Consider the following 12,173-nt stretch of genomic DNA (forward strand, 5'->3'; position numbering starts at 1 on the left):
CGCTGAGCGTCAGGCCTTCTTGGCCGGGACGAAGTCGCGCTTCTCCTTGATCTTCGCCTTCTTGCCGCGCAGGTTGCGCAGGTAGTAGAGCTTGGCGCGACGGACGTCACCGCGGGTGACGACCTCGATCGACTCCAGGCTCGGGGAGTGCACGGGGAAGGTGCGCTCGACGCCGACCTGGAAGCTGACCTTGCGGACCGTGAAGGTCTCGCGGACGCCGCTGCCCTGGCGCGCGATCACGACGCCCTGGAACGCCTGGATGCGGGAGCGCGTGCCCTCGACGACCTTGACGTTGACCTTCAGGGTGTCACCGGCGCGGAAGTCCGGGATGTCGGAGCGCAGCGATGCTGCATCGACGGAGTCGAGCGTGTGCATGATGTTCACTTCCTCGCCCTGCCACAGGTCAGGAGCGTCGTCGGGACGTCTCGGCCCGCCCGCGAGGGCAGGAGCCGGCGTCCGTGGGCTCATGGTCGTGCGCGTCCGGGAGACATCTCCCAGGTGGCCGTTGATCGTCTCCCCTGTGGCAGAGACGCAGCCTGCGCGCACCAACGGGCAAGTCTGCCACACGCAGGGGTGCAGCGGTAAATCAGAGGGGCGGTTCAGCCCGGACGAGCCGACCGTCCACGGGCACCCACCCGAGGTCAGCCAGCACGCGCAGGTCGTGCGCGTCGAGCTGGTCGAGGGGCAGAGCGGCGACGAGGTCCGGCCGGCGCGCGGCGGTGCGCTCGAGCGCGGTGTCCCGACGCCAGCGCGCGATCTTCGCGTGGTGCCCCGAGAGCAGCACCTCGGGCACCTCGAGCCCGGCCCAGGCGGGTGGCTTGGTGTAGACGGGGTACTCGAGCAGTCCAGCAGCCCCGTGGGACTCCTCGACCAGGGACTCGGGGTTGCCGACGACGCCCGGGAGCAGGCGTCCGACGGCCTCGACGACGACCAGGGCCGCCACCTCGCCGCCGTTCAGCACGTAGTCGCCGATCGAGAACTCGGTCACGGTCACCCCGGGACGCCCGCGGTAGTGCTCCGCCACGCGCGAGTCGATCCCCTCGTACCGGCCGCAGGCCAGCACGAGGTGGCTCTCGCCGGCGAGCGCCTCGGCGGTCCGCTGCGTGAACGGCTCCCCCGACGGCGTCGGCACCAGGAGGTGCGCGCCCGGCGTCAGGACCTCGTCGAGCGCGCTCCCCCAGACGTCCGGGCGCATGACCATGCCCGCGCCGCCGCCGAACGGGGTGTCGTCGACCGTCCGGTGCCGGTCCGTGGTCCAGTCCCGCAGGTCGTGCACCCGCAGGTCGAGCAGCCCGGACGTCCGGGCCTTGCCGACGAGCGAGAGCTCGAGCGGGCTGAGGTACTCCGGGAAGATCGAGACGACGTCGATGCGCACGTCAGTCGTCGGCCCCGTCGTCGTCCGACGCGCCGACCGTCTCCTCGGAGACCACCAGGTTCGCGGCGTCGGAGGCGAGCAGGCCACCGGGCGGGTCGAGCACCACGCGCCCGCCCGCGACGTCGACGACCGGCACGATCACGCGGACGAACGGCACGAGCGTGCGCGTGCCGTCGGGTTCGCGCAAGATCAGCATGTCGTGCGCCGGCAGGTGCTCCAGACCGATGATCTCGCCGAGCAGCGAGCCGTCGACGTGCTCGGCGCGCAGCCCTGCGAGCTCGTGCGGGTACCAGGCGTCGTCCTCGTCGGAGACGTCCTCCTCGACGACGAGCTCGGTGCCACGCATGGCCTCGGCCGTGGTGCGGTCGTTGATCTGCGCGAACGTCACGTACCAGCGACCCTGCTGGACCCGGGTGCTGACCACCGTGAGCGGACCGCGCGCAGCCGGCTCGGTCCGCAGCTGCGTGCCGGCGCCGAATCGGTCCTCGGGGGTGTCGGTGCGCAGGTCGAGCGCCACCTCACCGCGCAGGCCGTGGGCACGGCCGATCCGCGCGACGGTCAACAGCATGGGAGTCCTTCCAGAGGCGGCGGATGTGGCGAAGGCCCGGTCCCCAGGCTAGGGGACCGGGCCTTGCGCAGGTGGTGCTGGGCTCAGCGCCGGTCGACGTCCACGACGTCGACCCGGACCGAGCCGTCCGTGGAGAGCGCGCCGACGACCGTGCGCAGGGCACGAGCGGTCCGACCGCCGCGGCCGATGACCCGGCCGAGGTCGTCCGGGTGCACGCGGACCTCGAGCAGGTCACCGCGACGCAGCGTCGAGGCGTTGACCCGCACGTCGTCCGGGTGGTCGACGATGCCGCGCACCAGGTGCTCGAGCGCCTCCGCGAGCATCAGGCCTCGTCGTCCGCGGCAGGAGCCTCGGCAGCGGCGGCCTTGTCGGCAGCCTTCTTCTCGGACGCCTTGGCCTTGGCCTTCTCGGCGTCCAGACCGACGGCCTCGATGGCCGCCTTCGGGTCGACCTTGTCGGCCTTGGTGCGCAGGGTGCCCTCCTGGCCGGGAAGGTTCTTGAACTTCTGCCAGTCACCCGTGATCTTGAGGAGCACGGAGACCTGCTCGGTCGGCTGCGCGCCGACGCCGAGCCAGTACTGCGCACGCTCGGAGTCGATCTCGATGAACGAGGGCTCCTCGGTGGGGTGGTACTTGCCGATCTCCTCGATCACGCGGCCGTCGCGCTTGGTGCGCGAGTCGGCGACGACGACGCGGTAGTACGGCTGGCGGATCTTGCCGAAACGCTTGAGACGAATCTTGGTGGCCACGGTGTGGTCTTCTCCTGAGGTCTGCTGAGTTGACGTTCCCGCGCATGACCCGTGGGGTTGGGCGCGCCGGTTCGGTCGGGGACACGGTGAACGCAGGTAGAGGGGCTGCAGACGCCGGGTACAGCCGACCATTGTGCCAGATGTGGAGGGTCTCCCCCAACCACATGCCCGACGTCACACGTGCGCGACGACGTCCCCCCGGAGAACCACGGCGCGCGGGTGCTCGAGCACGGCGATGTCCGTCCTGGGGTCGCCGTCGTAGACGACCACGTCGGCGCTCTGGCCCTCGGCGACGCCCGGGACGCCCAGCCACTCGCGCGTCCGCCAGCTCGCCGCCGCGACCACCTCGCGGGGCGGCAGGCCGGCGCGCACCAGCTCGGCGGCCTCGTCGGCGATCCGGCCGTGCCCGAGGGTGCCGCCGGCGTCGGTCCCGACGAGGACGGGGACGCCCGCCTCGTGCAGGTCGCGCACCAGCTGATAGCGGTGGGCGTGCAGGGCGCGCATGCGCGACGCGAACCGCGGGTAGCGCGCCTCCCCCTGGGCAGCGATCGCCTCGAACTGCGCGATCTGGAGGAGGGTCGCGGTGACGGGGATGCCCGCCGCCGCGATGCGGTCGACGTGCTCGGACGTGGCCCCCGTGGCGTGCTCGAGGCAGTCGATACCCGCGTCGAGCAAGGCGTCGAGAGACTCCGTCGCGAACGTGTGCGCCGTGACGCGGGCACCGGCGGCGTGCGCCCCGGCCACCGCCTCTTTCAGCACGTCCGCCGGCCACAGGGGCGTCAGGTCGCCGTCGGCTCCGAGGTCGCGGTCGATCCAGTCGGCGACGAGCTTGACCCAGCCGTCGCCCCGCGCCGCCTCCTCGAGGACCGCGGACGCAAGGGCGTCCGTCGACGCGAGCTCGCGGCCGTAGTGCCGCAGGTACCGCTTGGGCAGGGCCAGGTGCCGTCCCGCGCGGATCAGCCGCGGGAGGTCGGCGCGGTCGTGCACCCAGCCGGTGTCGGCCGGCGAGCCCGCGTCGCGCACGAGCAGCACGCCCGAGTCGCGGTCGGCGATCGCCTGCAGCTCGGCGGTCGCGGCGTCGACCGGGCCGTCCGCCGCCAGGCCGATGTGGCAGTGGACGTCGACCAGGCCGGGCAGCACCCAGCCCTCGAGGACGGCGGACGGTTCGAGCGCCGGGCGCTGGAACGTCAGTCGTCCGCCGACGACCCAGGCCTCACCGACCTCGTGCTCGTCGTCGAGGACGACCGTGCCACGCAGGTGCAGGACCATCGGGGTGGCCGCAGCCCGGCTCAGCGACCGCCGAGGAACCGGTCGAGGTCCGCGGGCAGCGTCAGGTCTGCGGGGTCGACGTCGACGGGTGCCTTGGGTGCGGCGACGCCGAACGCGGAGCCGGGGGCCGAGGCCGGACGGCTCGTGATGCCGCGCTCCTGCTCGGCCCGCTTGGCCGGGTTGCCGGACTTGGCCTTGACCCGGCGCACCGGCGGGGCCGTGCGACCCTTCGACTTCTTGCCGCCCATGCCCGGCAGGTTGCCCATGCTGCCCGGCATGCCCGGGGGCATCCCGCCGCCCTTGGCCATCTGCTTCATCATCTTCTGCGCGCCGTCGAAGCGCTCGAGCAGCTGGTTGACGTCGCTGGGCTGCGTTCCCGAGCCCTTGGCGATGCGCGCGCGGCGCGAGCCGTTGATGATCTTCGGCGTGCGGCGCTCGGCGGGCGTCATCGAGCGGATGATCGCCTCGATGCGGTCCACCTCGCGCTCGTCGAAGTTGTCCAGCGCCTCGCGCATCTGCCCCATGCCCGGCAGCATGCCCATCATCTTCTTGAGCGGTCCGGCCTTGCGCAGCTGCTGCATCTGGCTCAGGAAGTCCTCGAGCGTGAGGTCCTTGCCCGCGGACAGCTTGTCGGCCAGCGCCTCGGCCTCGCCGGCGTCGAACGCCTTCTCGGCCTGCTCGATGAGGGTGAGCACGTCGCCCATGTCGAGGATGCGCGACGCCATGCGGTCGGGGTGGAACACCTCGAAGTCGGTGAGCTTCTCACCGGTGGAGGCGTACAGGATCGGGCGGCCCGTGACGCTGGCCACCGACAGCGCGGCGCCACCGCGGGCGTCGCCGTCGAGCTTGGACAGGACCACGCCGGTGAACCCGACGCCGTCCTGGAACGCCTGGGCGGTCGTGACCGCGTCCTGGCCGATCATCGCGTCGATCACGAACAGGATCTCGTCCGGGTCGAGCGCGTCGCGGATGTCGGAGGCCTGCTTCATCAGGTCCGCGTCGACGCCGAGGCGTCCGGCCGTGTCGACGATCAGGACGTCGTGCTGCTTCGACTTGGCCGTCGCGAGCCCCTCGCGGGCGACCGCGACCGGGTCGGCGTCGGCCGGCAGGACGTCCTCGTGGCCCTGGTTGCCCCGGTGCGGGGCGAACACGGGCACGCCGGCGCGCTCGCCGACGACCTGCAGCTGCGTCACCGCGTTCGGGCGCTGGAGGTCGGCCGCGACGAGCAGCGGGGTGTGGCCCTGCGACTTCAGGTGCAGCGCGAGCTTGCCGGCGAGGGTCGTCTTGCCGGCACCCTGCAGACCCGCGAGCAGGATGACCGTCGGCGGGTTCTTGGCGAGGTTCAGCGTGCGCGTCTCGCCGCCGAGGATCGCGACGAGCTCCTCGTTGACGATCTTGACGACCTGCTGGGCCGGGTTCAGGGCACCGGAGACCTCGACCGACAGGGCCCGCTCGCGCACGGCACCGGTGAACGACCGCACGACCGGGACGGCGACGTCGGCGTCGAGCAGGGCGCGACGGATCTCGCGCACCGTGGCGTCGATGTCCGCCTCGGACAGACGGCCCTTGGTACGCAGGTTCTTGAAGGTCGACGTCAGTCGGTCGGACAGGGTGGCGAACACCTGGCGATCCTCACACTTCGGGGGTTCTCAGGAACGGCTTCTCAGAGAGAGCCCAGCGTACCTGCCAGGGCGCGGGTGGCCCGCGCCGTCAGGTCGTCGACGAGCGTCGCGCGCCACGTGCTCCACGCCAGCGGACCGGCCGCGCCGGCGTCCGCCTCGGTCAGCGCGCGCAGCAGGACCAGCATGTCCGGGCGGTGGTCGACCGCGTCGAGCAGCCGCGCGATGGTCGCCGGGTCGTCCGGGTCGGCGGTCGTGGCGAGCTCCGAGAGCGTGAGGTGCTCGCGCACCAGGCGCGTCACGTCGGCCACCATCTGCTCGTCGAAACCCATCCGCGCCACGATCGGGCCGGCCAGGCGGGCACCCTCGACCGAGTGGTCCCCCGCGCCGGCGCGCTTGCCGATGTCGTGCAGCAGGGCCGCCACCAGCAGGGTGTCGCCGTTCTCGACCACGCGCTTGTCGCGGCTCGCACGCGCGACGGTCTCGATCAGGTGGCGGTCGACCGTGTGCCGGTGGACCTGCGACCGCTGCGGCCGGTTCCGGACGCCCGCCCACTCGGGGATCCAGGTGGTCACCACGCCGGCCAGGTCGAGCGCCTCCCAGATGGGCACCTGCGCCGGACCCGAGCCGAGCAGCTGGAGCAGGTACTGGCGCGCCGCCTTGGGCCAGGGCGTCGGCAGGGGCGGCGTGGACGTCAGGCTCGCGACCGTCACCGGCGACAGGCTCAGCCCCGTCCGCGCAGCGGTGGCCGCCGCGCGCAGCGAGAGCAGCGGGTCGTCCGCCGGTCGCGCGTCGACCGCGAGCACGATCTCGCCGTCGTGCTCGACCAGGTCCTCCGCGATCGAGCGCAGCCGTGGCGCGGCCCGACGTCCGCGCACGAGCATCGCGGTCCTCGCCGGGCGCTGGAGCGCCTGCCGGGCGTTGCGGACGGTGGTGTCGAGCGCGTAGGAGATGACGCGGCCGGCCTCGGCGATGCTCGCCAGGAGGTCGTCGCGGTCGTCGAACCCCACGAGCGCGGCCACCTCGTCCTGGTCGGCGAGCAGGAGCCGGTTGGTGTGCCGTCGCGTGACCACCTGCACGGTGTCGCGCACGTCGAGCAGGTGCGCGTAGGCCATGTCGACCGCACCGTGCGGGCGGTCCGTCAGCCAGGTGGCAGCCAGGGCGCTGAGCACCACGGCGTCGCGGATGCCGCCGCGCGCCTCCTTGAGCTCCGGCTCGATGAGGTAGGCGAGCTCGCCGTGCCGCTCGGCGCGCTGACGGGTCGAGTTGAGGAGCTCGGGGAGCCGGCGGCGGGCCGCGGAGCGCCAGTCCTCGAGCAGGGCGGACTTGGCGCGCGCGATCACCAGCGCGTCGCCGGCCACCGGCTGCAGGTCGAGCAGGCCCACCGCGGCCGGCAGGTCCTTGGAGGCCACCTGGCGGCACTGTGCGAGCGAGCGGACCGAGTGGTCCAGGTCGAGCCCGGCGTCCCAGATGGGGTACCAGATGCGCTGCGAGAGCGCGGCGAGCTCGTCGGGCGAGTGCCCGCGTCCCTCGTGGACGAGGAGCAGGTCGAGGTCGCTGACCGGGCTGGCGTCACCCCGGCCGATGCTGCCCACCGCCCCGAGCGCGATGCCCGAGACGTCGTCGCCCTCGGTGGCGAGCGTCCACTGCTCGCTGAGCCGGTGGACGACGAGGTCGACGATGGCGCGGCGTCGCCCGATGCCGTCGGACCCCGGGCCGGTCAGGCCGGCGGCGAGCTCGAGCCGTTCTGCGCGGAGGTCCCGCACCCCAMCGGGGGGGTGCGGGACCTCGGGCGACCCATGTCCGGCCACGCCCCCCGCGGGCGGCCGTTCGTGTGTCATGTGCTGCGATTCACCGTCCTGCTAGAGCGCGTCGTCGCCGTGCTCACCGGTGCGGACACGAGCGACGTCCTCCACCGGCACGACCCAGACCTTGCCGTCACCGATCTTGCCCGTCTGGGCCGCGCGGATGATGACCTCGGTCACGCCCGCCACGTCCTCGTCGGTGACCAGGACGTCGATCTTCACCTTGGGCACCAGGTCGACGGTGTACTCCGCGCCTCGGTAGACCTCGGTGTGGCCCTTCTGACGGCCGTAGCCGCTCGCCTCGCTCACCGTCAGCCCCCGGACTCCGGCGGCCTCCAGCGCGGACTTCACGTCATCGAGCCGATGCGGCTGGATGACAGCCGTGACGAGCTTGGTCATCAGTTCACCTCCGTCAGGACCCGGGTTCCACCCAGGGTCTCGTACGCCGTCTCACCGTGCACTGCCAGGTCGATGCCGTTGACCTCGTCATCCTCGCTGAGCCGCAGACCGGTGATCGCCTTGAGGACGAAGCCGATGATGATGGTCAGGACGAAGGAGAACACGACCGCGAACAGTGCCACGACCGCCTGCGAGGCCAGCTGGGTGAAGCCGCCACCGTAGAAGACACCGTCCTGCGCGCCGTCCGGGTACCAGGCACCCTGGTTCGTCGTCGCGAAGAAGCCGATCAGCAGCGTCCCAGTGATACCACCGACGAGGTGGACACCCACCACGTCGAGAGCGTCGTCGTAGCCGAACTTGAACTTCAGGCCGACCGCCAGGGCGCAGACCACACCGGCGATCGCACCGATCGCGATGGCGCCGTACGTGTCCACCGCGGCCGCAGCCGGGGTGATGGCGACAAGGCCCGCGACGATGCCGGATGCGGCACCCAGGGACGTCGCGTGGCCGTCGCGGATCTTCTCCACGATGAGCCAGGTGAGCATCGCGAGGCAGGTGGCGACGAACGTGTTGATCCACGCACGACCGGAGACGCTGTCCGCGCCGCCCTCGGAGCCGGCGTTGAACCCGAACCAGCCGATCCACAGCAGGCCGGCACCGAGCATGGTGTACGGCAGGTTGTGCGGCCGGATCGGCTCCTTCGGCCAGCCCTTGCGCTTGCCGAGCAGGAGCACGAGGGCGAGGCCCGCGATACCGGCGTTGATGTGGACGACCGTGCCACCGGCGAAGTCGATGGGGGCCGAGAGCCAGCCCGCGACCTTACCGACCGGGCTCAGGAAGCCGCCGCCCCACACCATGTGCGCGAGCGGGAAGTAGACGAGCGTCACCCACACCACCGTGAAGGCGATCCAGGTGCCGAACTTGATGCGGTCGGCGATCGCGCCCGAGATGAGTGCGACCGTGATCACGGCGAACGTGGCCTGGAATCCCACGGCGACGAGCGCCGGGACGCCCGCGAAGCCCAGGAGGCTCAGGTCGTCGGTCAGACCGTTCAGACCGAAGTACGTGGTCGGGCTGCTGACGAACTGCCCGAATCCGGTCGTGTCCGGGCCGAAGGCCATCGAGTAGCCGTACAGCACCCAGACGAAACCCACGGTCCCGACCGAGATGAAGTTCATCATCAGCATGTTCAGGACCGACTTGCTGCGGACCATGCCACCGTAGAAGAACGCGAGGCCGGGGACCGTCATCATGAGGACGATCGCGGCCGAAGTCATCATCCAGGCGGTGTTGCCGGAGTCCAGCGTGAATTCCGCGGAAACCAAGGTGGAGCCCATTACGCGTCTCTCCCTCCGCCGACCTGGCGGTCGGACGGGTCAACAGTCGGGGAGGCCCGTTTCCTTCGGTCACCAGGGACGTTACGGGCGTGTGACAAGCGCCGATCCCGCGTAAACGTTCGATTTCGTGGTGAGCGGTCGTCCAGGAGGTCCGGCCGCGCGTCGACGCGCGTCGTGCCTGGTCAGCCACTGATTCCGGCAGGTGATGGGCTCGGTGACGGTCCGCACGGGCACCTTGCCGGACCGACGGCGACAACTCCACCCATTATCCGAGCAAACCGGACAGGTCGGCGCGACCCTGCGCTCGCGGTCAGCCCTCGAGCAGCCCGTCGACGAAGGACGCGGCGTCGAACGGCGCCAGGTCGTCGGGTCCCTCACCGAGGCCGACGAGCTTGACCGGGACGCCGAGCTCACGTTGGACCGCCACGACGATCCCGCCCTTCGCGGTGCCGTCGAGCTTGGTCAGGACGATGCCGGTGACGCCGGCGACCTCGTTGAAGACCCGCGCCTGGTTCAGGCCGTTCTGGCCCGTCGTGGCGTCGAGCACCAGGAGCACCTCGGACAGGGGCGCCTCGCGCGTGATGACGCGCGTGATCTTTCCGAGCTCGTCCATCAGGCCGGCCTTGTTCTGCAGGCGCCCGGCGGTGTCGACGAGCACGACGTCGACGCCCTCGGTCTTGCCCTCCCGGACCGCGTCGAACGCGACGGCCGCGGGATCGGCACCGTCGCGGTCCGAGCGCACGGTGTGCACGCCCACCCGGGAGCCCCAGGTCTGCAGCTGGTCGGCGGCGGCGGCTCGGAAGGTGTCCGCCGCACCGAGCACCACAGTGCTCCCCTCGGCGACGAGCACGCGCGCGAGCTTGCCGACCGTCGTCGTCTTGCCGGTGCCGTTGACGCCGACGACCAGGACGACGGCCGGGACGGCGGACCCGTCCTCGGCCACGGTCGGGGCCGTGCTCAGCGACCGGTCCAGCGTGGGGTCGACGAGCGCGATGAGCTGCTCGCGCAGCAGCGCGCGGACCTGCGCGGGGTCCTTGACGCCGTCCACCCGCACCCGTGTGCGCAGGGCGTCGATCAGCTCACCGCTCGGACCGGCGCCCACGTCCGCGAGCAGCAGCGTCTCCTCGAGCTCGTCCCAGTCGTCCTCCGTGAGGTGGTCGCGCGAGAGGACCGCGAGCAGCCGCGTGCCCAGGGGTGAGCCGGACCGGGCGAGCCGGGAGCGCAGCCGCGCGAGGCGACCCGCGACGGGTTCGGGGACCTCGAGGACGGGAGCCAGCTCGGCCTCGTCCGGGAAGACCTCCTCGGGCGCCTCGACGACGGGCGCGGGAGGCGCCGTGTCGACGGGAGCCTCGACCGGGGTCGCTGCCGGTGCCTCCTCCGCCACGGGAGGCGGTGCCTCGTCGTCGAGGCCGGGTCGGCGACGACGCACGAGCGTCGTCGCGAGGACGACGAGCAGAGCGATCGGGATGCCGGCGGCGAGAAGGATCTCGAGGCTGTCGTTGGTCACCGGGACAGTCTGTACGGCGGCGGCGCCAGGAAGCGAGTCAGCGTCGCTTGGCGGTCAGTGCTCCCGCGGCCTTGGCGCGCGCGTCCTGCAGCGTCGAGGTCAGGTCGTCGACGTGGAGGTACGGGTCCCCCTCCTCGACGGTCACGCTGAGGAACTCGGCCAGCGAGACGTCCACGGGCTCGGCGGTCGCGGCGGCACCGACCGCGGAGTCGGGGTGGTCCCGGCCCGTCAGGCCCGCCTTCAGGGCGGTCAGCGGCGACTCGCGGCGGTCGCGCCGGGTGCTGACGACGCTGGCCACGAGCAGCACACCGCCCGCGACGAGCAGGGCGACGAAGATCGCAACGAGAACCGGCATGTCATCCAGTCTCCGTGCCGAGCACGCAGTGAGCAGCATCGAACGCGCGCCGGGCGGACAACCTCACACAATCTCCACAAGGACGCGAGGCACTCAGACCGCGACGTCCTCGCGCATCCGCTGGCTGATCACGGTGGTCACGCCGTCCCCGCGCATGGTCACGCCGTAGAGGGCGTCGGCGATCTCCATCGTGCGCTTCTGGTGCGTCACGACGATGAGCTGGGAGTCCTCCTGCAGCTCTCGGAAGATCTCGAGCAGGCGGCCCAGGTTCGCGTCGTCGAGCGCGGCCTCGACCTCGTCCATCACGTAGAACGGGCTGGGCCGCGCCTTGAAGATCGCGACGAGGAGCGCCACGGCCGTCAGCGATCGCTCGCCACCCGACAGCAACGACAGGCGCTTGACCTTCTTGCCGGCGGGCCGCGCCTCGACCTCGATGCCGGTGGTGAGCATGTTGTCGGGGTCGGTGAGCACGAGTCGCCCCTCGCCGCCGGGGAACAGGCGCGGGAAGACGACGTCGAACGCCGCCGCGGTGTCGCGGTAGGCGTCCGCGAACACCTGCTCGACGCGCTCGTCGATCTCCTTGACGATCTCGAGCAGGTCGGCACGCGACTTCTTGAGGTCGGCCAGCTGCTCGACGAGGAACTGGTGACGCTCCTCGAGCGCGGCGAACTCCTCGAGCGCGAGCGGGTTGACGCGTCCCAGCAGCGACAGGGCACGCTCGGCAGCCCGGAGGCGCTTCTCCTGCTGCTCGCGGACGTAGGGCACCGCCGCCGGCTCGTCGGAGCCGGGGTCGGGCGGGGGGATGACCGGGACGTCCTGGTGGGGGCCGTACTCGTCGATCAGCACGGCCGGGTCGAGGCCCAGGTCGTCGACCGCGCGCGCCTGCAGCGTCTCGATGCGCAGGCGCTGCTGCGTGCGGGCCATCTCGTCGCGGTGCGCGACGTCGGTCAGCTGGGCGAGCTCGCCGGCCCGGACGTCGACCTCGGCGCGGGCCGCGGTCACCGCGCGGTCGCGCTCGCCGCGCGCGGTCTCGGCATCGTCCCGCTCGGCGGACGCCCGGCGCAGGGACTCGTCGAGCACGACGAGCGCGCGCTGGGCACCGTCGCGGACGGCCTCGGCGACCCCGGCCTGCCGCGCGCGCGACCTCTCGCGCTCGGCGGCCCGCTCCCGGGCGGCGCGCTCGGCCTGCGC

13 protein-coding genes are annotated in these 12,173 nt (G+C 72.0%); all 13 read right to left on the minus strand.

What is annotated here, in order from left to right; translation table 11 throughout:
- Window positions 1–9: 9 nt before the first annotated feature.
- On the minus strand, window positions 10–375 hold the full coding sequence (gene rplS / locus AC1DUE_RS18375; protein WP_028047047.1) for a 50S ribosomal protein L19: 366 nt from the start codon (window positions 373–375) through the stop codon (window positions 10–12).
- Between the two features lie 211 nt (window positions 376–586).
- Entirely contained in the window at window positions 587–1,375 is a 789-nt protein-coding gene (gene trmD, locus AC1DUE_RS18380) for a tRNA (guanosine(37)-N1)-methyltransferase TrmD (RefSeq protein WP_477040857.1), read from the minus strand.
- A gap of 1 nt (window position 1,376) precedes the next feature.
- Window positions 1,377–1,943 carry a ribosome maturation factor RimM gene (gene rimM, locus AC1DUE_RS18385; protein WP_477040858.1) on the minus strand — a complete coding sequence of 189 codons (567 nt, stop codon included), beginning with the start codon at window positions 1,941–1,943 and terminating at the stop codon, window positions 1,377–1,379.
- Between the two features lie 83 nt (window positions 1,944–2,026).
- Window positions 2,027–2,266, minus strand: a complete 240-nt coding sequence (locus AC1DUE_RS18390) for an RNA-binding protein (protein ID WP_477040859.1) — start codon at window positions 2,264–2,266, stop codon at window positions 2,027–2,029.
- On the minus strand, window positions 2,266–2,691 hold the full coding sequence (rpsP, locus tag AC1DUE_RS18395) for a 30S ribosomal protein S16 (RefSeq protein WP_477040860.1): 426 nt from the start codon (window positions 2,689–2,691) through the stop codon (window positions 2,266–2,268). Before rpsP ends, AC1DUE_RS18390 begins: the two co-directional genes overlap by 1 nt.
- A gap of 174 nt (window positions 2,692–2,865) precedes the next feature.
- Window positions 2,866–3,960 (minus strand): amidohydrolase family protein, encoded by a 1,095-nt coding sequence (locus AC1DUE_RS18400; RefSeq protein ID WP_477040861.1) that lies wholly within the window; start codon window positions 3,958–3,960, stop codon window positions 2,866–2,868.
- A gap of 20 nt (window positions 3,961–3,980) precedes the next feature.
- The gene (gene ffh / locus AC1DUE_RS18405; protein ID WP_477040862.1) at window positions 3,981–5,582 is read right to left on the minus strand and encodes a signal recognition particle protein; all 1,602 of its coding nucleotides are present in this window, start codon (window positions 5,580–5,582) and stop codon (window positions 3,981–3,983) included.
- A gap of 41 nt (window positions 5,583–5,623) precedes the next feature.
- A complete protein-coding gene (locus tag AC1DUE_RS18410) occupies window positions 5,624–7,420 on the minus strand; it encodes a [protein-PII] uridylyltransferase (RefSeq protein ID WP_477040863.1) in 1,797 nt (598 codons plus the stop codon).
- Between the two features lie 21 nt (window positions 7,421–7,441).
- The gene (locus tag AC1DUE_RS18415) at window positions 7,442–7,783 is read right to left on the minus strand and encodes a P-II family nitrogen regulator (protein WP_028047055.1); all 342 of its coding nucleotides are present in this window, start codon (window positions 7,781–7,783) and stop codon (window positions 7,442–7,444) included.
- Window positions 7,783–9,120, minus strand: a complete 1,338-nt coding sequence (locus AC1DUE_RS18420) for an ammonium transporter (RefSeq protein WP_477040864.1) — start codon at window positions 9,118–9,120, stop codon at window positions 7,783–7,785. Before AC1DUE_RS18420 ends, AC1DUE_RS18415 begins: the two co-directional genes overlap by 1 nt.
- A gap of 310 nt (window positions 9,121–9,430) precedes the next feature.
- Window positions 9,431–10,627 carry a signal recognition particle-docking protein FtsY gene (ftsY, locus tag AC1DUE_RS18425; RefSeq protein ID WP_477040865.1) on the minus strand — a complete coding sequence of 399 codons (1,197 nt, stop codon included), beginning with the start codon at window positions 10,625–10,627 and terminating at the stop codon, window positions 9,431–9,433.
- A gap of 37 nt (window positions 10,628–10,664) precedes the next feature.
- Entirely contained in the window at window positions 10,665–10,982 is a 318-nt protein-coding gene (locus AC1DUE_RS18430) for a hypothetical protein (protein WP_477040866.1), read from the minus strand.
- 93 nt (window positions 10,983–11,075) lie between these two features.
- The coding region (locus AC1DUE_RS18435) for an AAA family ATPase (protein WP_477040867.1) at window positions 11,076–12,173 on the minus strand (1,098 nt) is incomplete at its 5' end.

Source organism: Cellulomonas sp. P4_A2 (assembly GCF_056402515.1).

Bases quoted from the DNA above. Each gene is read 5' to 3' on its own strand.
- rplS (WP_028047047.1), bottom strand. From the start codon at position 375: ATGCACACGCTCGACTCCGTCGATGCAGCATCGCTGCGCTCCGACATC.
- rimM (WP_477040858.1), bottom strand. From the start codon at position 1,943: ATGCTGTTGACCGTCGCGCGGATCGGCCGTGCCCACGGCCTGCGCGGT.
- AC1DUE_RS18390 (WP_477040859.1), bottom strand. From the start codon at position 2,266: ATGCTCGCGGAGGCGCTCGAGCACCTGGTGCGCGGCATCGTCGACCAC.
- AC1DUE_RS18400 (WP_477040861.1), bottom strand. From the start codon at position 3,960: ATGGTCCTGCACCTGCGTGGCACGGTCGTCCTCGACGACGAGCACGAG.
- AC1DUE_RS18415 (WP_028047055.1), bottom strand. From the start codon at position 7,783: ATGACCAAGCTCGTCACGGCTGTCATCCAGCCGCATCGGCTCGATGAC.
- AC1DUE_RS18420 (WP_477040864.1), bottom strand. From the start codon at position 9,120: ATGGGCTCCACCTTGGTTTCCGCGGAATTCACGCTGGACTCCGGCAAC.
- AC1DUE_RS18430 (WP_477040866.1), bottom strand. From the start codon at position 10,982: ATGCCGGTTCTCGTTGCGATCTTCGTCGCCCTGCTCGTCGCGGGCGGT.